This is a genomic window from Methylophaga frappieri (assembly GCF_000260965.1).
Taxonomy (GTDB): domain Bacteria; phylum Pseudomonadota; class Gammaproteobacteria; order Nitrosococcales; family Methylophagaceae; genus Methylophaga; species Methylophaga frappieri.
The window spans coordinates 2,196,423-2,218,353 of the sequence record NC_017856.1; the positions used below are offsets into that span (position 1 = coordinate 2,196,423).

The following is a 21,931-nucleotide window of genomic DNA, read 5'->3' on the forward strand; positions in this document are numbered from 1 at the left end:
ACTCGCAGGACAGAACCATTATTCATGTTTAAGATGCTTTATCGATCTTGCAGGCAATATCATAGAGCGTGGTTTCATCGAGAAAAACATCATTGCTCTCAAACAGGGAAGCGATAGCGCCACGGTGAATTTTCATCTTGAAATTACCAATAGCAATGGCACCATAAAAACGAACTCCCTGTTTTTCTACCCCGTCATCCATGACTTCCAGGCCCTCTACGCCAAGCGGTGGCACAGCGTTCACATCCGCAATGACTTCCAATGACTTACTCTGCTGCCAGACCGTTTCGGGAACGATACAAACACCAGCAGGACCCGCAGCGATGGCAACGTGCGTATCGGCTAGTAATTTTGCGACAGCTTCATCGCTGCGCGTTTCACCGGGAATGACATCGACTTGATAAGCCTTTTTCATCTGAGCAGCGGTTGATTTGCTGCGTTCAAGACTACGCGAGGTCAGTACCACTTCTCCCGCCCCTTCTTGTAAAAGATATAGTGCAGTGCGTTGGCCAACCGGTCCGGCACCCAAAATAACTACTTTCTTGCCTCGGATGTCATAGTTGTTCATGACTTTGCGCGCAATCGCGGCGGCCGTTGTATTAGAGCCGTTAGGATCGAGCATCACGGAAACCCGGACTGGCCCAAAAAAAGCATTTTTTACGGCGTCACCAACACGATCGCTGGCAGCGACATTGGATCCTCCAATGAAAATAGCGCTATTTTTGAGGTTTTTACCGCCACGGGTAAAAATCATACCGTGAACATGCGACGTCACATTATCTCTAGTCGCATTACCATGGGCGATGATGTTATCGACACCAGAGTCGTAAGCTACAGCCTGATCAAATGTGCTTGCGACAGGGTCGGTATCAAGGTGCAGTAACAGTTTTTTCATGTTATTTCTTCCGGACACTGTTATTTGAAATTGTTATTAGGTAAGGATTTTACCTTATCTCAGGAAGCGGGGGAAAATTGAGTTTAAGAAAGTGGTTGCTTAAAGAATGTGGTCTGGTTTAACGTTGGCGTTATGGATTAAGGAACTATAGTTTTAAGGTCAATGTCCCAAGTTTTCAATAATATTAATGAAGGAAGAGTGAAATGAGGAAATTCAGCGTATTAGTTTTGGCTACAGGAATGATATTACCAACTATTGGATCGGCTCATGATCACAATGTACAAGATTTCTCTACTGTGACTAAAGTTCATTACGTTCAGGATTGTATGACTGCTAATGGAGACATGAATGTTTATGAAAGTGTCTATAAATGTTCCTGTGTTATCGATGCCATTGACGCTGCTTTTACTGAAACCGAGTTTGATGATATCAGTACCGGGTATATGTATCGAAATTTACCAGCGGATCGAGGCGCGCAATTTCGAGATGATAAGAAATTGAATGAAGTCTCCGACAAATTTGATGAAGTCATTGCGGCTGCGTACAAAGATTGTCGGTTACAATGAGGTTTTAAAACTAAAAAAATGCCAGTCATTACTGGCATTTTTTTTGCGCAAGTAAAGCCTTGAATCTTGATGTTTATTTCAAACTCATATCGTTTTTTCAGAGTTAAATGTCATGTCTTTACTATCCCTTACAAAAGCCTTAAGCGTACCTTCTTCGCGAGGCGTAAAAACGAAACGAACACTTGGATCTTCGCTAATTGAAATTCCCGCATCAATTTGAATCAAGCTTTTTCCATTAAATTGAATATCAATATGATCCACATAGTGTGCATTAATATAGCGTCGATTTTTCTGATCAAATTGTAAACCGCTATAATTTGGGTGGCTCACAATAACTTGAGCATGAACGGGCTCGTTCAGTTGTGGCTGTCGCATTCTAATTTGCATTTGACCAAGTCGTGCTTGTGCGGCGGCGGCATCTTTCCCCGCAGGCGCGCTACAACCTCCAGATGCCTTAACAAAGCGGCTGACCATGTGCAATGAGTTATCGTTCATTTCAGCGATAACACGCATGTCCGTATATTGATCAACGCGAACACGAGTACTTATCTCAACATCAGTCATCTCAGGGTTTAAATGGAAGTTGGCCGAGTATGGATCAGGATTATTATCAATAATTAAATGAATGTTTTTAATGTAGGTTGTTTCGGTTTGCGGTTTTAACAATTTAATCGTTATGGGAACAATTGCGGCATCTTCGGCTCTCTTGGGGGCGTCGAGACTAATCAGATCATTTGCATCCTCTCGGATATCACGTCCCTCAAAATGAATCTCTTTTAATATTGGCCACATCGGCTCCTTTGGCGTGTCAGCTTGAGCAGGCAGAGTTAAGGACACACAAATGCTGACTATTAATAAGCAGAAGCGTTTAAACATATCTTTCTCTCCCAAAGAAAATGATTAGCTATTATTTAGGATAACCTTTTTTAGGATTAGTTCCTGTATATTTTTGGGATTAAAAGCTTTTATTTAAAGTAAAGTTGCCACCTTTACTGTCGGTCACATCAACAGACAGCGTGCCCGACTTTTCCGGGGTAAACATAAAACGAATGCTCGGATCTTCGCTGATTGATATGCCACTTTCTAATTGAATTAGTGATTCATCATCCACTCGGATATCTATCTTTTCCACATAATGCGGGGGAATGTAACCTCGTGAAGCTTGGTCTATTTGCAAGCCGCTATTGTTCGGGTGGCTGATGATAAGCTGAACTGGTGTCATATCTCCCGGTACGACTGGGCGCATTCGTAATTGCATTTTACCTAACCGTGCCATTGCGGCTGACGGATCTTTGCCGGCAGGGGCGCTACATCCCCCCGTGGCTTTGATGTAATCACTGACCATGTACAAACGACCATCATTCATTTCTGCTATAGCGCGAATTGGAGTGTAGCGATCAACTCGAACTCGGGTGGCGATGTCGATTTCACCTAATTTTGGCGATAACAGGAAGTTTGCCGAGTAGGGCATGGGATTGTTGTCGATAAATAAATGCAGTCGTTGAATATAAGCCGTTTCCGTCGGTGTGAGATTTGAGCTAATGCGAATGGGTACAACGGCGGCGTCTTCAGCCCGTTTCGGTGCCTCGAGTTGCAACATTTCCGGCTCAGCAACATGAATAATTTTATCCCCAAAATAATGTTGTTTTAAGGCAGGCCAGGCGGTTTCATCGGTTGTCTCTGATGTAGTTGCATTGACGGTGCTTGCAAACAGCATGATGCTGAGAAAAAATAAACGACTCATGATGGATAACATAGCTTACTCCCACTCCAATTCTACAAACGCAGCGGTCACATTGCGTCGGTGATAATGTTGAAACAATTGCCAATTTGAACACGCATTGGGAGCAACAGTTTCCGTTGCCTGATCAATTGTGCCCATATCCTGAATAATTTCGCGAATGTCGGTTCGAACTGTTTTCAAATAGGTCAGTATGGGTTGCCAAACAGCCGACTCTGCGCCTATTGCAGCAGGACCATGGCCAGGAATAATCGCATGAAACGATTGTTGCTGAAATTTTTCCAATATAGCAATCCAGCCATTAATACTGCCATCTAAGGCCGGTATTCGTTCTCGAAACAATAAGTCTCCCGTCCAAAGGGTATTGGTCTTTTGATCCAGAACGGTAAGATCATGATCTGTGTGCGCTGTGGTGTATGCGGTGAGCAATAACGACCGGTTGCCGAGATCCAGTGTAGTTGGTTCTGATGTTGTGACTAACTGATCGGGCCCGATGAACTCAGTGCCATTATACGCTGACCCCAGAATTTCAGAAAATTGCCGTTGATAATGCGCCAAGCGACTTGCCATCGCATTCGGCATTTTTTCGTGACCAATAAAAATAGTTTGCTCATCGTCAAAAGCCGCGTTGCCAAGCATATGATCCGGATGAACATGGGTATTAATGACATAGCAAACGGGCAGTGAGGTCACGCTTTTAATTGCTTGTTTAAGGTGCGTGCCCTCACGGTAACTGCCACCGCTATCTATAACCGCGACACAACGTTCACCAACAACAAACCTACATTGGCAATGGCACCCATATTGGTTTCGTTGGCATCTTCATGCACGCCTTGATGATAATAAACGCCATCGGCGACCTGATTGATGGGGTAAGCGTCATCCGCATGTGAAGCGCTACTGAACAACATTAACATCAGGACTAAGCTGGATTTTCCCCTCATTGGGTGTCTCCGGAAAATGAACCAATACTGTTACAATATCGCATTTTTCAACATTGATGTCAGCCGAGGGAAAACATGACTATTCGTACACGATTTGCACCAAGTCCAACCGGTTATTTGCATGTTGGTGGTGCCCGTACAGCGCTGTTTTCATGGTTGTATGCGCGCAAGCAAGGAGGCCGCTTTGTTTTGCGAATTGAAGATACGGATCTGGCGCGTTCAACAGAAGCATCAGTTAATGCCATTTTGGAGGGCATGAATTGGCTTGGCTTGGATTATGATGAAGGACCTTTTTATCAAACCCAGCGATTTGATCGATATAAAGAAGTGATTGCCCAGCTCTTAGCACAAGGCGATGCCTATTACTGTTATTGCACCAAGGAAGAGCTGGAAACATTGCGTGAGCAACAGCGAGCTAATAAAGAAAAGCCACGTTATGATGGGCGCTGGCGGGATCGGACAGATTCTCGTCCAGGCGTTGAGCCGGTTATTCGTTTTAAAAATCCGCTAACAGGTGTGGTCACTTTTCGCGATGCGATTCGGGGGGAAGTAACTTTTAATAATAGTGAACTGGATGATCTGATCATTGCGCGAGCGGATGGCACACCAACCTATAACCTGACGGTTGTTGTCGATGATCTGGATATGGGCATGACCCATGTGATTCGTGGCGATGATCACATCAACAACACGCCGCGACAAATTAATATCTTTAATGCGTTAGGCGCAACACCACCCGTGTTTGCCCATGTGCCAATGATATTGGGAGATGATGGTGCGCGGTTGTCCAAGCGTCATGGTGCTGTCAGTGTCATGAGTTATCGTGATGAAGGCTACTTGCCAGAAGCGCTGTTGAACTACCTGGTCCGTTTAGGCTGGTCACATGGCGATCAAGAAGTGTTTTCACGCGAGGAAATGATCCAGTTATTTGATATCGACGATGTTAACCGGGCGGCATCAAGTTTCAATACCGAAAAGCTGATTTGGCTCAATCAGCATTATATTAAACACAGTGAGCCAGCCTATATTGCGGAACACTTGCAATGGCATCTGGAAAAACGTGATTTAGACATCAGCAATGGCCCGGCATTAACGGATGTCATTGTGTTGTTGCGTGAGCGTGTCAAAACACTGGTCGAGTTGGCTGATAGTTGCCGTTATTTTTATCAGGACGTTGAGGAATATGACGAAAAAGCGGCAAAAAAACATCTTACCGCAGATAGCTTGCCCATTCTGAGTGATTTTTTGTCACGACTGCAAGCGCTTCCAAACTGGCAGGCAGCCTTAATTCACTCCGAAATCAAAGCCTGTGCTGAGGCATTTGGTGTCGGCATGGGAAAAGTAGCACAGCCCGTTCGGGTTGCTCTGACGGGTAACACCGTATCACCTTCGTTAGATCTGACTTTAGCTTTAGCAGGACGTTTGCGCACTGAAAGCGCAATTCGCCGTGTGATTAATTGGATTGAAAAGGAGTGACATTTTCATCTCAATGCAGGGATTAGATCATTATTTATTTAAAATCATAAGGTTACGGGATAGGGAATTTATTCCCACTATTGGCGCGGAAAAAGTCACAAAAAAGTTCGGAAAATGTCTTGACTGAAAAAAGGCTTACGATTATGGTGCCTCTTAAGCATGAAATACGTGCTCAAATTTTCGTGCAATGACGAAAAGCAATCAGAGGATAACTTTATGAAGCTGAAAACATTATCAATTGCCATGATGGGACTGGCAGCACCAGGGCTGGTAGCCGCTGATGAACTGCTGGAAATGCAAAAGAATCATGACGAATGGGTCATGCCGGCAGGTAACTATGCCAATCACCGCTACAGCACCCTGACTGATATTAATAAAGAGAATGTCAAAGATCTGAATATGGCTTGGTCCTTCTCCACAGGGGTTCTCCGTGGTCATGAGGGTAATGCACTGGTTATGGACGGTACGATGTATGTTCATACCCCGTTTCCAAACATTGTTTTTGCACTTGATTTGAACAATGATGGGGCAATCAAATGGAAATATGAGCCAAGCCAAAACTACGATGAAACCGTCCCAGTCATGTGTTGTGACACGGTGAACCGTGGTCTGTCTTATGCTGACGGTAAAATCTTCCTGAATCAGGCTGATACCACGTTGGTGGCATTGGATATGGAGACTGGTGAAGAGGTTTGGTCGGATAAACGTGACGATGCGAAAGTAGGTGCGACCAGCACTGCTGCTGCCCACGTTTTTGATGACAAAATCATTGTCGGTATTTCAGGGGGTGAGTTTGGTGTTCGTGGTTATGTCCAAGCTTATGACTTAGATGGTAACGTTGTTTACAAAGCCTACAGCACCGGTCCTGATGACGAAATGTTGATTGATGGCGAAAAGACAACGACCATGCTTAAGCCGATTGGCAAGGACTCATCCCTGAAAAGCTGGCAAGGCGATCAATGGAAAATTGGCGGCGGTACCACTTGGGGTTGGTATTCATATGACCCGGATTTGAATTTGTTCTATTACGGCTCTGGTAACCCATCAACCTGGAACCCAGTACAACGTCCTGGTGATAATAAATGGTCTATGACAATTTTTGCTCGTGACCTTGATACCGGTATGGCCAAATGGGTCTATCAAAAAACACCATATGATGAATGGGACTATGATGGTGTTAACGAAAACATTTTGGTTGACCAAAAAGTCAACGGCAAAATGCGTAAGACGTTGGTCAATTTTGACCGCAATGGTTTTGCCTATACGTTAGACCGTGTGAATGGTGAATTGCTGGTTGCCGAAAAGTTTGATCCAGCGGTGAACTGGTCAAATGGTGTCAGCTTGGAAACAGGTCGTCATGATCGTGTTGCTAAGTACTCCACTGCCCATAATGGTGAGGATGTGAATACGACAGGTATTTGTCCGGCAGCATTGGGCACAAAAGACCAACAGCCAGCGGCATACTCACCGCGTACAGGCCTGTTCTATGTACCAACAAACCATGTGTGCATGGACTACGAGCCATTTGAAGTGGAATACGTCGCTGGTCAGCCGTATGTGGGCGCGACATTAGCAATGTATCCAGCACCAGGTGGTACACACTTGGGTAACTTCATTGCCTGGGATGCACGCGAAGGTAAGATCGTTTGGTCTAACCCGGAACGTTTCTCGGTCTGGTCTGGTGCGTTAGCGACCGCTTCGGATGTTGTTTTTTACGGTACGCTTGAAGGTCATTTAAAAGCGGTTGATGCACAATCAGGCCGTGAACTGTGGCGGTTTAAAACGCCATCAGGGATCATCGGTAACGTGAACACTTACAAGCATGATGGTAAGCAGTACATTTCTATCTTGTCAGGTGTCGGTGGTTGGGCTGGTATCGGTATGGCTATCCCAAGTCTGGAAAATGATGCTGATGGTTTGGGCGCGGTTGGTGCCTACCGTTCACTGTCTAGCTGGACAAACCTGGGTGGTGTATTGAGTGTGTTCAGCCTGTAATAAGGCCATGCGTATATTGATTGATTAAATATACGAAGCAAAAGAAAAAACCCGGTGCCGATTGGCACTGGGTTTTTTTTTGAAACTGACAAGGTTATTGTATTGTCATAAATGTTCCCAGTAATGATAAGGAAAAAGTAATGATTAAGCGACAGCAGTGGACAGTTTTATTAGGCGGTTTGTTTGTGACAGCAATAGGTTCAGCTAATGCTGCAGACTTGGAGCCGTTAAAGGGACAAGAGGTTTTACGTGTTTGTGCTGACAAAAACAATATGCCTTACTCTAATGGTGATCTTGAAGGCTTTGATAATAAAATTGCAGCCCTTTTAGGTGAAGAGTTAGGTATACCCGTAGAGTATTATTGGTTTCCTCAGCGAATTGGCTTTGCGCGAAATACGTTAAAAAAAGAACATCCAACCGAAGCTCGCTATATGTGTGACGTAGCATTTAATATTTCTGAGACATCTGATTTCGTCAAAACTACAAATCCTTATTATGAGTCTATAGAAGTAGTTGCTTATCGGAGCGGAGAAGGTTATGACATCAATAAGTTGACCGATATTAAAATGGCAAATGAACAGCATGGTCCTCTGAAAATTGGCCTGTTTGATCGTGCGTTAACGACAAAGCATATCGTTGACATGGGCTTAGCCGATAACATTGTTTATTATCAAATGATGGCTGGTGGTTGGGATGTGACCCCAGGAAGAATTATCGAAGATCTTGCTGCAGGTAAAGTCGATGTTGTTCCTATGTGGGGGCCTATCGCTGGCTATTATGGAGCCAGACAAGATGTTGATATTGCGGTTAAGCCGCTGAATGAGTTGGGGCAACGCCATGTATTTGCTTTTAGTATGGGAACGCGTTATGGCGAACCAAAATGGACGGCATTGTTAAATAAATTTATTGAGAAGCGTCAAGATGATATTGATGCAATCATTGCTGAATACAATTTACCTTCTTTAGAAAATGTTAGTCCGACCCCTGCTAAGCGGATTCGCAAAGATGATGACGATTAACAGGTGATTTACTTTTCAGAATGCGGCCCGTCATAGCGTGGCCGCATCTATGATATGCCTTAGGTTACCGTTAATTTTGGTGGAAAAGTTGCGCTGCTCACCGCGTCCTTTTTCCTGCATTAACCGACCACTGACGATGACGCCTTGGGATGTTTCACGAACGGCAATCGTACAAGGCATTTCATTGATCAGATGATCATCAATCAGCATCATTTCTTTAGCGTAAGTGATATTGCAGAAACTAATAATGGTAGCTAATGGAAAGTTCGGATCGCCTCGGTCACGTATTGCTTGACCAATATCACTACGATGAATAATACGATAGTTGTACTCTGATATTGCTATATCCAGGCTCAGTAGCGTGTCTTCAAAATTATAAGGGCTTATCGATTGATAAACATTTAGTTGATTCGCCTGACAACCCGCGAAGGTGAGCCATGCTACAGAAAGAAAAGCGTATTTAAACCAGGATATTGGCATAACAAAAATGGCCTTTAATATTCAGTTCAGTGACAGAATAACATCAAATAGTCTGTTTTATGGGAGAGAGAAAATGATGAAAACCCGTTTTGCCGTGATACTTTTTTGTATGCTTTTAAGCTGTTTTGGCCAGGCTTATGCGGTACCAGGTTACTCGGAAATAAATAATGCCTTGTTCGACAAATCTCACCTTAAAAACATTAATGAATCAGCAAAACTGACATATAAGTATCAGAAAACGAGTTACACAGAAGGTAACCGGGAAGATACGATTGTTATGTCGGTTGATAATATTCGAAATACAGGTCGCCGTGATACGCAGTTTGAGTTCTTCACTGGCAAGCATAATCGCCCATATCAAGCGATGAATGATCAGCGCGGTAACCCTATTTTTGTTTATTTTTTAGAGTTTGATGTGCATGAAATGGATCGTCTCACGGGCGGTGAGTGGCGCTATTTTCAACGAAAACTTCGTTGGGCAATGGCTGCGGGCGCGGATAAAAAACAAGTCGAGATTGACTATCAAGGAAAAAAGGTAGAAGCAACGCAATATACGATTCAACCTTATGTTGATGATCCTAAAAATGGTCGCTATAAACTGTATGCCGGAAAGTATTATATTTTTACGCTATCTGAAGCAGTTCCAGGTGAGATTTATCAAATTAGAACGGTCGTTCCTGATGGCTTGACATGGGATGGTGAGCAAGTGCCATTAATTGACGAAACAGTTACATTATTTGATTATCGGCCAGAACACTAAAGTATATTAAAGTTAAATCGAAGGCCATGATTATTGGTGTGCTTTTTAAGCGTCGTTTTAAGCAAAGCGCGTAATATGTGTTGGCATTCTAATAGGGTGAGCAATGGCTCTCGAATATCATTATTTGTTGGCAGCAAACGGTAAGATAGTTCTCCCAATCGCAAAAAGTAGCGATGATGAAATTCGCCTTGGCAGCGAAACAAGTAAAAGAACTCTGATATGACGGGGTACAATCGAACGAACAGCAAAGTGACATTGTAGCGCTTCCGAGTGTCGGCCTCTCTCAACCATAATTCTCGTTCTCTTATCTCTGCTGAGGGAATTAAATTAGGCTATTTAACTTAACCTGATGCTAAAACAGAATAAGACGACCGATTAAATATAAAAAATGGACTACGTTATTTGACCACTTTCAATTGTGGTTTGCCGCTTGTGGTGCCTGGTGGTGGTGAGCTTGGCGGTTTAGGATCACTTGGTGGCGGTGACTGAAGTTCTTCGGGAAAAAACATGCCTTCGTTATTTTCCTTGCCATAAATAGCCTGTACGGCCGTTGTTGGGATAAATAACTCCATCGCCTTGCCAGAGAAACGAGCAGAAAAGCTAATCCACTCATTATCCATTTGCAATTGATGAATGGCATCGGGTGCCAGATTTAAGACAATGCGATTATCCTTGATATACGCAGCCGGAACCACCACGCCTTCTATTTCTGTATTAACCAATAGATAAGGCGTACATTGGTTATCCAGCAACCAGTCGTAAATCGCACGGATTAAATAGGGTTTTTGTGGTGTCATCACGAACTACCAAACATCATCACTGGATGCAGTTTACGCCTTGCGCACAACGAAAACCATCTTTGATTGAGCTGGCCGTGTGACAAGCAAGGCGCGTTAACCGGCGTTTAATGGACATCTTTCCAGTAAGCCTTTTTCAGGGCAACCGCGATGATGAAGAAAAATGCCAGATAGAGCAGAACCCACTTACCCAGTGCCAAGCGTTGTAGCTTTGAGGGTTCGCCGATATAAGCTAGGAAATTTACTAAATCACCAACGTATTGGTCATATTGTCTTTCTGTCAACTGACCTGTTTGCGCTATTGCCAACTGATGGTCTTCGTTTTCAGCCAGAAAACCTTGTTGCTCCCAGAGAACGTGCGGCATACCTGCATTAACCAAAAACAGGTTATTAGTGCCCATGGGGCGGGAGTCATCCAGATAAAAGTGACGCAGATAACTGTAAAGCCAATCCGTGCCACGGGCTCGGGCAATCACAGAAAGATCCGGTGGCACAACACCAAACCATTTTTTCGCATCCTCCGGGCGCATCGCCACGGTCATCGGGTCACCAATTTTATCGGTAGTAAACATGAGGTTGTTGAGCACTAAATCCTCACTCATGCCCAAATCTTTTGCCATGCGGTTATAGCGCATATATGAGGCTGAGTGGCAGCTCAGGCAATAATTGGTAAAAATTTGTGCGCCGCGTTGTAATGACGCTTTGTCATACAAGTCCACGTCAAACGAATCAACTGGCGTACCACTGGAGGCCGCCATTGATGAAATAGAAAACAGAGTCATTAACGCCATCAAAGCGCCGGTCATTAGCAGTTTCATTGGAAAGTCACCCTTTCTGGTACCGGTTTGTCTTTATCCAACTTCGTGTAAATCGGCATCAGAATGAAAAACGCGAAATAGATAAACGTGAACACTCTCGCCAACATAGTGTAGAGACCAGTTGCCGGTTGCGTACCCAGATAACCTAATGCTAAGAAACTAATAACAAACAAGACCAATGCGGTTCGGAAAGCCGGACCACGATAGCGAACAGAACGAACTTTGCTGCGATCCAGCCATGGCAGCAGGAACAGAACTACAATCGCTAGTCCCATCGCAATGACACCCCAGAGTTTATCGGGAACCGCGCGCAAAATGGCATAGAACGGCGTGAAATACCAGAGCGGCACAATATGCTCCGGTGTTTTCAGTGGATCCGCCGGCACGAAGTTGTCTTTTTCAAGGAACCAGCCGCCCCCCTCAGGCATGTAAAACAACACCAAGGCAAAAATAAACAGGAAGGCGACCACGCCAACCAAATCCTTAACCGTATAGTAAGGATGGAACGGAATGCCATCCAGTGGCTTGCCATTGGCATCTTTGGTTTTCTTAATCTCAACCCCATCCGGATTGTTAGAGCCGACTTCATGCAGCGCGAGAATATGCATGACAACTAAGCCTAATAACACAATCGGTAAGGCGATAACGTGAAAAGCAAAAAAACGATTCAATGTGGCATCCGCAACAACGAAGTCACCCCGAATCCACAATGCCAGTTCTTCACCAACCACAGGAATGGCGCCGAAAAGGGAGATAATGACCTGTGCGCCCCAGTAAGACATTTGTCCCCATGGCAATAAATATCCCATAAATGCTTCAGCCATCAGGACAACGTAAAGCAACATACCAAATATCCAGATGAGCTCACGTGGTTGTTTATAGGACCCATAAATCAGGCCACGGAACATATGCAGATATATCACCACGAAAAATGCCGAAGCACCGGTCGAATGCAGATAACGAATCAGCCACCCCCATTCGACATCACGCATGATGTATTCAACAGAGGCAAAGGCCAGATCGGCATCCGGTTTGTAATTCATGGTTAGAAAAATTCCGGTCACAATTTGCATGACCAGAATGAGTAAAGCTAATGAACCAAAGAAGTACCAGAAGTTGAAGTTTTTTGGCGCATAGTATTCGGAGAGGTGCTCTCGCCACATTTTACTGGCGGGAAACCGGGCATCGACCCAATCCATCAATTTGGCCATTACGCAGCTCCTTTGGCGTCTTCACCAACGATGACGGTGTTATCACCTTGGAAGTGATAGGGAGGCACCTCGAGATTTATCGGTGCGGGTACGCCCTGATAAACGCGGCCAGCCAAATCAAATTTGGAACCATGACAAGGGCAGAAGAAACCGCCTTTCCATTCCGAACCTAAATCAGCTGGCGCTAGCTCAGGACGGTAAGTCGGTGAACAGCCTAAGTGGGTACAAATACCAACAAGGACCATTACTTCTTCACGGATTGAGCGGGTTTCATTTTCACAATAGTCGGGTTGTTGTTTTGCCTTGCTACTATCTGGATCGCGCAAGCTCTCGTCTAAAGTCGCCAGTGCATCAAGCACGTCTTCACTACGACGGTAAATCCAAACCGGCTTACCCCGCCATTCAACTGTCAGTAATTGCCCGGTTTCTAATTGACTGATATCGACCAGAACCGGTGCGCCGGCTGCCTGTGCTTTGGCACTTGGCTTGATCGATGATACAAACGGAACGGCGACCGCGATGGCGCCAGCACCGCCGACCACACTGGCTGCAGCGGTCAAGAATCGCCGTTTGCCAGTATCTACGTTGTTACTCATCAGATGCTTATCCCCTGATACTGATTAATGCGGTGTCAGGTATGCTGTTATTAAGGCGCACTTACTGACGTTAAATCCACGGAATTTTAACATAGCCGCTGCCAATTAGGATCAAAAAAGCCCGCTTAAGCGGGCTTTTTCAAGAGCACAGGTAAAAGTAGTGCGTTATTCAACTGCTTTTTGTGTTTTTTTCACCAATCTTTTTAGTGCACCTTTGGGTTTAGAGTCGACGATTGCTTGAAGGTTAGTGGGTTCTCCAACAATGATTGCCCCGCCCATACCAGCACCCCAATGAGGATCACACTTATAAAGATATACACCCTCTACAGTTAAAGGTTGAGTTTCAAAGTTTTCACCCATTTGGGACATGAAACCCTCGGCACCTTCTGGAAGATATTCTGTGACACCTTTTGAGTCAGTAAATTTAGTATTAACAAGGTGACCATTCATTCGATCCCATTTAACCGTGTCACCGGGTTGTATTTTAATGACTAGTGGGTCAAAAGAAGTCAAAGATGCATTGACGACATGTGTTTCTGCCATTGTTGCTGCAGAGAACATAGCGGATGTGCCCATCAAAATACCAGCCATTGTTTTAGCAAATTTCATAGTTGTTCCTCTTAACATTTCTTCAAAGGTTTTCTTTGTTCGCTGGGTGAATGATACAAAAAAAAGCTGAACACCCACTGAACAGTGTGTTATTTCACTTAATTAATAGAATTTAACCATCAATTTGGAGGGTAATTTTACCTTCAGTTGTGGGAATTTGTCTAAATAAAGGGCTTCTGTTCTTTGTTTTTGTTAGGGGGGAAAGTCACGTTGTGGCTATTTAACATTAAAAATCATAGTGTTATTTTATTGCTTTTTGTTGCGCCATTTTAAGTGTGTGTGATTTGACACAGGATAGAGTCCCGACATTTGTTCTGGAATCACTTTTGGGTTAACAAACAGACGTAATGGCTGCATTTGGTTATAATTAGACTATTTAACTTGAAATAACACATGCATCGCCCTATATCAGCTCTTGCTTGACTTAAGCGTAAGTATGATGGAGAAAAATCATGCCTTTCTATGAATACCTATGTGATCAGTGTGGTCATGAGCTGGAAGCGCTGCAAAAAATCAGTGATGCACCATTGCGTGAGTGTCCCGCATGTCAGCAACCCGCTTTGAGAAAACGCATTTCGGCAGCGGGATTCCGGCTTAAAGGTCAGGGGTGGTATGAAACTGATTTTAAATCGGGCGAAAAACGTAACCTTGCTGACTCAGGTTCGAAAGGTAGCGAGACAACCACTAATTAAGTGGTAAACCAGCATAAGCCAAATGGCGAGCGGTGTTTTTTAACTTGGCTTACTGTAGCCAACTATATTTTTAAATCAATTTAAACTGGAAATATTATGCGAAGTCACTATTGCGGCGAGGTCAATGAATCGCTGACCGGTCAATCTGTTTCTGTTGCTGGCTGGATGCACCGCCGCCGGGATCATGGCGGGGTGATTTTTATTGATCTGCGTGATCGTGAAGGCTTGGTTCAGGTTGTCTGTAATCCAGAAGATGCGGACAGTTTTGCTGTGGCCGAAAAAGTTCGAAGTGAGTATGTATTGCAAATTGAGGGTGTTGTCCGGCCTCGACCTGCAGGCAGTGAAAACCCGGATTTAAAAAGTGGTCAGATCGAAATCATTGCTAAGTCGGTGACAATCGTAAATAGCGCTGAAACGCCGCCATTTCCGCTATCTGAACAGATTGATGTCAGTGAAGATGTTCGTTTGAGACATCGATACATTGATTTACGTCGCCCTGAGATGCAGCAAAAGTTGCGTTTCCGCTCAAAAATCACCAGAGAATTGCGTCATTATTTGGATGAACAGGGGTTTCTGGATATAGAAACGCCGATCCTGACCCGGGCAACGCCGGAAGGTGCGCGTGATTATCTGGTGCCAAGTCGAACCCATCCCGGTGAGTTTTTTGCTTTGCCACAATCGCCACAGTTGTTTAAACAATTACTGATGGTTTCAGGTATGGATCGCTACTATCAGATAGTGCGTTGTTTCCGTGATGAAGACTTACGTGCGGATCGCCAACCCGAATTCACCCAGTTAGATATTGAAACGTCATTTGTCTCTGAAGAAGATCTGATGCAGATGATGGAAGAGATGATTCGTAATCTATTTGCTAATGTTTTAGAAGAAGCATTACCAAACCCGTTCCCACGCATGGCTTATTCTGAAGCCATGGCACGTTTTGGCAGTGACAAGCCGGATCTGCGTATTCCATTAGAGTTGGTTGAAGTCAGCGATCTGATGCAATCCGTTGATTTCAAAGTATTCTCATCACCAGCGCAGGATGATAATGGCCGGGTTGCTGCGTTGAGGGTGCCGGGAGGTAACGCCTTAACGCGGAAAGAGATTGACGATTACACCAAGTTTGTTGGTATTTACGGTGCGAAAGGGCTTGCCTATATCAAGATTAATGATCTCAGTGCTGGCCGAGAAGGTCTGCAATCGCCAATCCTGAAGTTTTTGCCAGATGAGGTCGTTGAGGCGATTTTGCAACGTACAGCAGCAGAAACAGGCGATCTGATTTTCTTTGGCGCCGATAAAGCCACCACCGTAAATGAATCTTTAGGCGCGTTACGGGTCAAAGTGGGACATGATCTGGACATGGTTGAGCGAGGCTGGAAGCCACTTTGGGTTGTTGAATTCCCAATGTTTGAATGGGATGAAAAAACCAAGCGCTGGTATGCTTTGCACCATCCGTTTACAGCGCCACGTGAAGCGGATTTGGGCTTATTACAATCGGATCCGGGCAAATGCTTATCACGTGCTTATGACATGGTGTTAAATGGCACGGAGCTGGGTGGTGGCTCAATGCGTATTCATCATAGTGATGTACAAAAGCAAGTGTTTGAAATGCTGGATATTGGACCAGAAGAAGCGGAAGAAAAGTTTGGCTTCCTGTTACAAGCTTTAAAATATGGTTGCCCACCGCATGGTGGACTGGCGTTTGGTCTCGACAGGCTGGTAATGTTAATGACAGGATCCGCGTCGATCCGGGATGTCATGGCCTTTCCGAAAACACAGTCAGCAGCCTGTTTGTTGACCGATGCGCCCGGAAAGGTCGCTGAAGAACAGCTTAAAGAGCTAAATATTCGTCTGCGGAAACCGGTGCTTGCCGAATAGGCAGGCAGCCGGCCAACTGCAGCGTTGAGTGTAGAGAGGTGAATCATGGCAGTTGATGTAATCAGTAGCCCGATCCCGTTTGAAGACTATTTTTCGCTTGATGATAGCGAGTGTGAACAGCGAATTATCGAAGCGAAGCAAGCCCTAGGTGAGGATCTTGTTATTTTGGGCCATCATTATCAGCGCAACGAAGTATTTCGTCATGCTGATTATTCCGGAGACTCGCTGAAATTATCCCGTAATGCTGCCTCATCAGATGCGCGCTACATTGTCTTTTGCGGGGTGCATTTTATGGCGGAGGTTGCTGACATTTTGTCCCGGCCGGATCAGATTGCCATTCTGCCAGATATGGCAGCTGGCTGTTCTATGGCAGATATGGCCAACCGAATCAATGTGGACAAAGCCTGGCAGGAAATGTCGGCGGTATTTGATCCTGATACCCTGGTCACACCGATTACCTACATTAATTCTGCAGCAGACTTAAAATCATTTTGTGGCAAGCATGGTGGTATCGTCTGTACCTCGACCAATGCGCCGCATGTGCTTGATTGGGCATTTTCGCAGCGCGAGAAAATTCTGTTCTTTCCGGATCAGCATCTCGGTCGTAATACGGGCTTCAAAATGGGCATTCCACTCGAAGAAATGGTGGTTTGGGATTTTGACAAACCGATGGGGGGCTTAACCCCAGAAGCATTGAAAAATGCCAAGATGATCCTCTGGAAAGGGTTTTGTTCTGTGCACCAGATGTTTCAGCCCGTACAGATAGATAATTTTCTGAAAAAATATCCAGAGACCAAAGTCATTTCTCACCCGGAATGTAGTTTTGAGGTCTGTCAAAAGTCGCATTATGTTGGTTCGACAGAATACATTGTCAGAACTATTGCTGAGAGTGAGCCGGGAACCCGCTGGCTGGTAGGGACAGAACTGAATCTGGTTAATCGCTTGCACGAGCAATTTTCAGCAGAGGGCAAGTCTGTCCACTTTATGTCACCAACGGTATGTATGTGTTCAACCATGTTCAGGGTTGATCCTCAGCATTTGTTATGGGTACTTGAAAACCTGCTGGAAGGCCATGTGGTCAATCAGGTTTCCGTTGAGCCAGATACGGCAGCTCAAGCCAAGCTGGCTTTGCAACGCATGTTGGATCTGCCAATATAATCGGGAGCCGCATCATGGATGCGAAACAGACCAAGGTTGGTAAATACTATCAAGTCCAGCCCAAAGATTTGCCGTTGAGCTGTCCTTTACCTGAGATGGTTTTATGGAATTCACATCCGCGCGTTTATCTCTCTCTGGAAGATCGGGATGAAGTGCGCTGCCCTTACTGCGGCACACTTTATAAATTGGCTAAAAAATGATGTCTCAGCTGCAGGTTGCCGTCGGCGTGGTCATCAATGAAAATGCGGAAATTCTGATTGCGCATCGGCGCCCTGATCAGCATCAGGGAGATTTGTGGGAGTTTCCTGGCGGCAAACGTGAACCCAGCGAAAGTCGTGAAGCAGCATTGACGCGGGAATTGTTTGAAGAAGTGGGTATTAACGTCATTTCGGCAACCGAGCTTACCCGAATCAGGCATGATTATGCTGATCGTCGAGTTACCTTGGATGTGTGGTTGGTGACGGAATTTGACGGTGAGGCGCATGGTCGAGAGGGTCAGAAAATAAAGTGGTGTACCTTAGCGGCTTTGGCTGAGCACGACTTTCCCGCAGCCAATGCACCAATCATAACTGCGCTTCAACAGTGTGAACAGCTCAGTGTTTCTCGTAAGGAAAAGCCGGATCTTCCGGTGGAGTGACAGACTCGCCCGCAATCCGGTGATTTTCTGCTGCCCAGTCACCCAAATCAATCAGCTTGCAGCGTTCGCAACAGAAAGGTCGCCACTTATTCTCAGTTGACCAAGCTACTTTTTGACCGCAATTCGGGCATTCAACTTGGGTAACCATCATTACATATTGCAACAGCTGAGTCGGAACGGCACATCTTGGTTGATCTGCTGCGGTCGCTGATTAATATCAAATAACATAAAACGCACGGTAAACCGATGTTTGCCACCACTAATTTCAGGGAAATAGGCTGCCTGTGTGTTGATCATGACGCGAATTAACTGACAGGGCTGGTTACCATCGAGTGAGCGTTGGAAAAAACCGTTCTCAGCCTGGGCATCACTAAACCCAGTACTGCCACGAATCAGTCTTAAACTGATATCAATGGCGGCTTCAACTGCAACAAACTGCTCCAGCCAATAGCGTAATTGATTATGCCGATCAGCCAGAGGCGTGTGCTGTAACCAGTAATGATAAGCGGGTAAATCAAAATCACAGGTACCGCCAGCAATACTGGAACGCTGACGAATACTGTATAAAAACTCGTTTTCTTTTAACGCCTGGCCAATACCGGCTTTACGAATTTGCAAGGCATCCAGCGTTTGATCCAGCTCGGCCAACAGCAGATCGAGTGCCTGACGATCAACGCCGGGCGTATTTTCAAGTGCAGATAAGGTCGTAACCAGTCGCTCAACTTCTTTGATAATCTCAGCTTTTAAATCACTGCGTTCAAAGATGCTCAAGACGTTGAGCATGGCATCAATAGCTTCACGGTGACTGAAAATCTCATCGCGTTGGATGCTGTGATGAATACGAGCGAATAAAAACTCCAGACGCAAGAAAGTCCGAATACGCTCATTAAGGGGCTGTTCGTAAATAGTCGTTGTATTCTCAGACACGTCAGTTCATTGGGCTGGTTTATTAAAATGACAGTGTTGCCGATATACCTTCAGCAACATTTCAACCTGTGATGCTAATGCATGCTGGCTGTGATTGTTATCAATGATGTCATCAGCATAGTGTAATCTGCGTTGCTCATCAATCTGTGCATTAAGGATCTGTCTCGCCAACTGGGGGGAAATCGCATCCCGTTGTTGTAAGCGCTGTTGTTTCACTTTATCGTCAGCCGTAATCACTAATATTCGGTCAAACAAATCCTGCATTTGTGCTTCTATCAGTAATGGCACCGCAATGACGACCAAATCTGCCGTTGCATTATGCATTTGCGCTATTATCGCTTTTCTAATCGGCGGATGCAGGATCTGTTCTAATTTAGACCGTGCCGCTTCATCCGTAAAAATCAATTCTCTCAATGCCTTACGGTCCAACTGGCCATCATCCAGCGCATACTGGTTGCCAAACGTTTGCAAGATACTGCGCCAAGCTGGCTGATCCGGCGCAGACAATTCTTTTGCCAGCCTATCTGCATCGATAATTTTTGCGCCGCCTTCGGCTAATAACTTGCAAACGGTACTTTTGCCACTAGCCGCGCCGCCAGTGAGGCCAACCCTGAGCATCAGTCAAGCCAGTCCTGCCAGCCGTAAATAGGCATGATTAAGTTGTTCGCCCCATATCAAGGCCAGCCAGCCAGCTGCAGCCAGATAGGGGCCAAACGGGATCGGCTGACTATGTTGATGCTGTTTAAACAGGATAAGGCAAATTCCAAGCACTGCCCCCACTAATGACGACAAAATAATAATGACGGGTAAAAACTGCCAGCCCAGCCAAGCGCCTAAAGCCGCCAGTAATTTGAAATCACCGTAGCCCATGCCTTCTTTGCCCGTAATCAGTCGAAATAGTTGATAAACCAGCCATAGCGCCATATAGCCAGAGATAGCGCCTATCACTGCCGAGGTCAGATCCGTAAAAACATTAAATAGGTTGAATACCAACCCCATCCAGAGTAGCGGCAGGGTTAAGTTGTCAGGTAACAGCTGTTTATCAACATCAATAAAGGTCAGCGCAATCAATAGCCAGGTGAGTAATAAAGCGCCAAGGCATGCCCAGCTAAACCCAAAGTGAGCCGCTACAATCGCCGACAAAACACCAGTTAATAATTCGATCAGTGGATAGCGAATCGAAATCGGCGCCCGACATGCCCGGCAGCGCCCACCAAGGATCAGGTAACTCAGGATAGGAATATTATCCAAGGCGGGAATAGCCTTGCCACAATCAGGACAACGAGAACGAGGGCGGCTCAGTGTCAGTGTCGATTGTGTCGGGGCCTTGGAATCCATTAGCTCATGACATTGTCGCTCCCAGTCGCGTTGCATGATAAGGGGGATGCGGTGGATGACGACATTTAAAAAGCTGCCAATCAGCAATCCTAAAATAGTGGCTGTTATTACAAAAGCCAGCGTTGAACTGACTAGCAAATCGACAACCGGCATTACACCACCGCGCCAAGCTTGAATATCGGCAGATACATGGCAATAACCAGCGTACCCACAACCACACCCAGAAAGGCCATAATGAGTGGTTCAAGTAAGGCGGTCATGTTATCGACGGCATCATCCACTTCGCGCTCGAAGAAATCAGCAACTTTCGCCAGCATCGAGTCCAAAGACCCCGATTCCTCACCAATCGCGACCATTTGAATCACCATATTGGGAAATAACTCGGTATCAACCATGGCTTTGTTAAGCTGTGTTCCGGTTGCCACATCATCGCGCATGGCGAGTGTGGCATCGGTATAAACTATATTGCCCGTCGCACCGGCTACAGATGTCATCGCATCTACCATTGGCACCCCCGCTTTAAACATGACCGAAAATGTCCGGGAAAACCGGGCGATGGCACCTTTGGTCATCACCTCGCCGATAACCGGCAATTTGAGGGTTAAGCGATCCAGAAAGTGTTGTACTTTGCGAGAGCGTTTCTTGGCCATCATAAAGCCGACAACCGTGCCAATCAGCACCCCGAATATCAGCCACCATTTCTCTTGGAAAACCTCAGAAATCGAGATAACCAACTTGGTCAGGCCAGGCAGATCAGCGCCAAATCCGGTAAACAAAGATTCAAACTGAGGAATAACAAAAATCATCAATATGGCGGTCACGATGAAAGCCACGACGATAATGGCAGCCGGATACACCAATGCTTTACGAATTTTGGCTTTAAGGGCTTCCGTTTTTTCCTGATAGGTGGCAATTTCGTGTAACAACGCTTCCAGCGTGCCTGATTGTTCACCGGCATTGACAAGGCTTACGTAGAGGTCATTAAAGTGAAGCGGGAATTTTGATAAAGATTCGGCAAGACTAGTGCCTGATTCCACATCTGCCTTAATGCTAAGAATCATCTCTTGCATGGAGGCATTCTCATGGCCTTCGCCAATGATTTGCATGGATTGCATTAACGGCACGCCAGAAGACATCATGGTGGCCAGCATTCGGCTGAAAATGGCAATGTCGGCGGGTTTGATAGGCGGTTTTCTTGGCGCAAACAAGTCCTTGGGTTTCTTGCGCACTTTTAACGGTGTAATGCCCTGACGGCGCAGATCGGCACGAACTGCTTGCACACCTTCTCCCGTCATCTGTCCTTTGACCCGCCGCCCTTGCTTGTTGGTGCCCTGCCAGAGATAAAGCGTCGGCGCTGGTTCTCGTTTTTTCTTCGCTGCTACCGCTTGCGCCAT

The 21,931-nt window shown here is 45.5% G+C and carries 26 protein-coding genes; 10 read left to right on the forward strand and 16 right to left on the reverse strand.

All coding sequences use genetic code 11. The features are described from left to right. Positions 1–28 precede the first annotated feature (28 nt). On the reverse strand, positions 29–895 hold the full coding sequence (locus Q7C_RS10555; protein WP_014704757.1) for an NAD(P)-dependent methylenetetrahydromethanopterin dehydrogenase: 867 nt from the start codon (positions 893–895) through the stop codon (positions 29–31). Between the two features lie 344 nt (positions 896–1,239). On the opposite strand from Q7C_RS10555, the gene Q7C_RS13895 reads away from it, so the two are divergent. After that, complete coding sequence (locus Q7C_RS13895) at positions 1,240–1,461, forward strand: hypothetical protein (RefSeq protein ID WP_014704758.1); 222 nt, start codon at positions 1,240–1,242, stop codon at positions 1,459–1,461. 84 nt (positions 1,462–1,545) lie between these two features. Here the strand turns inward: Q7C_RS13895 and Q7C_RS10565 are convergent, their stop codons facing one another. From Q7C_RS10565 to Q7C_RS13900, 4 genes are all read right to left on the reverse strand, one after another. Then, positions 1,546–2,337, reverse strand: coding sequence for a quinoprotein dehydrogenase-associated SoxYZ-like carrier (locus Q7C_RS10565; protein WP_014704759.1), 792 nt, complete (start codon positions 2,335–2,337; stop codon positions 1,546–1,548). A 79-nt stretch (positions 2,338–2,416) separates the two neighbouring features. Further along, positions 2,417–3,205, reverse strand: coding sequence for a quinoprotein dehydrogenase-associated SoxYZ-like carrier (locus Q7C_RS10570; RefSeq protein WP_238532315.1), 789 nt, complete (start codon positions 3,203–3,205; stop codon positions 2,417–2,419). A gap of 15 nt (positions 3,206–3,220) precedes the next feature. Then, positions 3,221–3,952 carry a quinoprotein relay system zinc metallohydrolase 2 gene (locus Q7C_RS10575; protein WP_083839465.1) on the reverse strand — a complete coding sequence of 244 codons (732 nt, stop codon included), beginning with the start codon at positions 3,950–3,952 and terminating at the stop codon, positions 3,221–3,223. After that, positions 3,949–4,146 (reverse strand): hypothetical protein, encoded by a 198-nt coding sequence (locus Q7C_RS13900; protein WP_238532316.1) that lies wholly within the window; start codon positions 4,144–4,146, stop codon positions 3,949–3,951. Before Q7C_RS13900 ends, Q7C_RS10575 begins: the two co-directional genes overlap by 4 nt. A gap of 75 nt (positions 4,147–4,221) precedes the next feature. Here Q7C_RS13900 and gltX point away from each other — a divergent pair, with 75 nt between their 5' ends. The 3 genes from gltX to Q7C_RS10590 all read left to right on the forward strand — a co-directional run bounded on the left by gltX (position 4,222) and on the right by Q7C_RS10590 (position 8,636). After that, positions 4,222–5,622, forward strand: a complete 1,401-nt coding sequence (gltX, locus tag Q7C_RS10580; RefSeq protein WP_014704763.1) for a glutamate--tRNA ligase — start codon at positions 4,222–4,224, stop codon at positions 5,620–5,622. Positions 5,623–5,838: 216 nt separating this feature from the next. Beyond that, entirely contained in the window at positions 5,839–7,617 is a 1,779-nt protein-coding gene (locus Q7C_RS10585; protein ID WP_014704764.1) for a methanol/ethanol family PQQ-dependent dehydrogenase, read from the forward strand. Positions 7,618–7,757: 140 nt separating this feature from the next. Continuing rightward, positions 7,758–8,636 carry a quinoprotein dehydrogenase-associated putative ABC transporter substrate-binding protein gene (locus tag Q7C_RS10590; RefSeq protein ID WP_014704765.1) on the forward strand — a complete coding sequence of 293 codons (879 nt, stop codon included), beginning with the start codon at positions 7,758–7,760 and terminating at the stop codon, positions 8,634–8,636. Between the two features lie 30 nt (positions 8,637–8,666). On the opposite strand, the gene Q7C_RS10595 is transcribed toward Q7C_RS10590, so the two are convergent. Beyond that, the gene (locus Q7C_RS10595) at positions 8,667–9,116 is read right to left on the reverse strand and encodes a DUF302 domain-containing protein (protein WP_014704766.1); all 450 of its coding nucleotides are present in this window, start codon (positions 9,114–9,116) and stop codon (positions 8,667–8,669) included. Between the two features lie 73 nt (positions 9,117–9,189). On the opposite strand from Q7C_RS10595, the gene Q7C_RS10600 reads away from it, so the two are divergent. Beyond that, positions 9,190–9,876: a hypothetical protein gene (locus Q7C_RS10600; RefSeq protein WP_014704767.1), complete on the forward strand. Its 687-nt coding sequence runs from the start codon at positions 9,190–9,192 to the stop codon at positions 9,874–9,876. A 398-nt stretch (positions 9,877–10,274) separates the two neighbouring features. On the opposite strand, the gene Q7C_RS10605 is transcribed toward Q7C_RS10600, so the two are convergent. The 5 genes from Q7C_RS10605 to Q7C_RS10625 form a co-directional block, all read right to left on the reverse strand. Beyond that, on the reverse strand, positions 10,275–10,673 hold the full coding sequence (locus Q7C_RS10605) for a ClpXP protease specificity-enhancing factor (protein ID WP_014704768.1): 399 nt from the start codon (positions 10,671–10,673) through the stop codon (positions 10,275–10,277). A gap of 107 nt (positions 10,674–10,780) precedes the next feature. Continuing rightward, a complete protein-coding gene (locus Q7C_RS10610; protein ID WP_014704769.1) occupies positions 10,781–11,491 on the reverse strand; it encodes a cytochrome c1 in 711 nt (236 codons plus the stop codon). Then, the gene (locus tag Q7C_RS10615) at positions 11,488–12,702 is read right to left on the reverse strand and encodes a cytochrome b (RefSeq protein WP_014704770.1); all 1,215 of its coding nucleotides are present in this window, start codon (positions 12,700–12,702) and stop codon (positions 11,488–11,490) included. The genes Q7C_RS10610 and Q7C_RS10615 overlap by 4 nt, the downstream gene beginning before the upstream one ends. After that, a complete protein-coding gene (gene petA, locus Q7C_RS10620; protein WP_014704771.1) occupies positions 12,702–13,298 on the reverse strand; it encodes a ubiquinol-cytochrome c reductase iron-sulfur subunit in 597 nt (198 codons plus the stop codon). The genes Q7C_RS10615 and petA overlap by 1 nt, the downstream gene beginning before the upstream one ends. Positions 13,299–13,463: 165 nt before the next feature. Beyond that, positions 13,464–13,907 (reverse strand): plastocyanin/azurin family copper-binding protein, encoded by a 444-nt coding sequence (locus Q7C_RS10625; protein ID WP_014704772.1) that lies wholly within the window; start codon positions 13,905–13,907, stop codon positions 13,464–13,466. A gap of 452 nt (positions 13,908–14,359) precedes the next feature. Here Q7C_RS10625 and Q7C_RS10630 point away from each other — a divergent pair, with 452 nt between their 5' ends. The 5 genes from Q7C_RS10630 (at position 14,360) to mutT (ending at position 18,272) form a co-directional block, all read left to right on the forward strand. Further along, positions 14,360–14,599 (forward strand): FmdB family zinc ribbon protein, encoded by a 240-nt coding sequence (locus Q7C_RS10630; protein ID WP_014704773.1) that lies wholly within the window; start codon positions 14,360–14,362, stop codon positions 14,597–14,599. 96 nt (positions 14,600–14,695) lie between these two features. Continuing rightward, positions 14,696–16,477, forward strand: coding sequence for an aspartate--tRNA ligase (gene aspS / locus Q7C_RS10635; RefSeq protein ID WP_014704774.1), 1,782 nt, complete (start codon positions 14,696–14,698; stop codon positions 16,475–16,477). Between the two features lie 45 nt (positions 16,478–16,522). Next, on the forward strand, positions 16,523–17,635 hold the full coding sequence (gene nadA / locus Q7C_RS10640) for a quinolinate synthase NadA (protein WP_014704775.1): 1,113 nt from the start codon (positions 16,523–16,525) through the stop codon (positions 17,633–17,635). Positions 17,636–17,649: 14 nt separating this feature from the next. After that, positions 17,650–17,835, forward strand: a complete 186-nt coding sequence (locus tag Q7C_RS10645) for a zinc-finger domain-containing protein (protein WP_014704776.1) — start codon at positions 17,650–17,652, stop codon at positions 17,833–17,835. Further along, on the forward strand, positions 17,832–18,272 hold the full coding sequence (gene mutT, locus Q7C_RS10650; protein ID WP_014704777.1) for an 8-oxo-dGTP diphosphatase MutT: 441 nt from the start codon (positions 17,832–17,834) through the stop codon (positions 18,270–18,272). Before Q7C_RS10645 ends, mutT begins: the two co-directional genes overlap by 4 nt. On the opposite strand, the gene yacG is transcribed toward mutT, so the two are convergent. Genes yacG through Q7C_RS10670 form a run of 5 tightly spaced genes read right to left on the reverse strand, consistent with a single transcriptional unit; the run spans position 18,229 to position 21,931 of the window. Next, positions 18,229–18,423 (reverse strand): DNA gyrase inhibitor YacG, encoded by a 195-nt coding sequence (yacG, locus tag Q7C_RS13550; RefSeq protein ID WP_014704778.1) that lies wholly within the window; start codon positions 18,421–18,423, stop codon positions 18,229–18,231. The two genes, mutT and yacG, sit on opposite strands and share 44 nt — an antisense overlap. Beyond that, the gene (zapD, locus tag Q7C_RS10655; RefSeq protein WP_014704779.1) at positions 18,423–19,199 is read right to left on the reverse strand and encodes a cell division protein ZapD; all 777 of its coding nucleotides are present in this window, start codon (positions 19,197–19,199) and stop codon (positions 18,423–18,425) included. The genes yacG and zapD overlap by 1 nt, the downstream gene beginning before the upstream one ends. Before the next feature lie 6 nt (positions 19,200–19,205). Beyond that, on the reverse strand, positions 19,206–19,817 hold the full coding sequence (gene coaE, locus Q7C_RS10660; protein WP_014704780.1) for a dephospho-CoA kinase: 612 nt from the start codon (positions 19,815–19,817) through the stop codon (positions 19,206–19,208). Between the two features lie 3 nt (positions 19,818–19,820). Then, positions 19,821–20,690, reverse strand: a complete 870-nt coding sequence (locus Q7C_RS10665) for a prepilin peptidase (RefSeq protein ID WP_014704781.1) — start codon at positions 20,688–20,690, stop codon at positions 19,821–19,823. Next, positions 20,690–21,931, reverse strand: a complete 1,242-nt coding sequence (locus tag Q7C_RS10670; protein WP_014704782.1) for a type II secretion system F family protein — start codon at positions 21,929–21,931, stop codon at positions 20,690–20,692. The genes Q7C_RS10665 and Q7C_RS10670 overlap by 1 nt, the downstream gene beginning before the upstream one ends.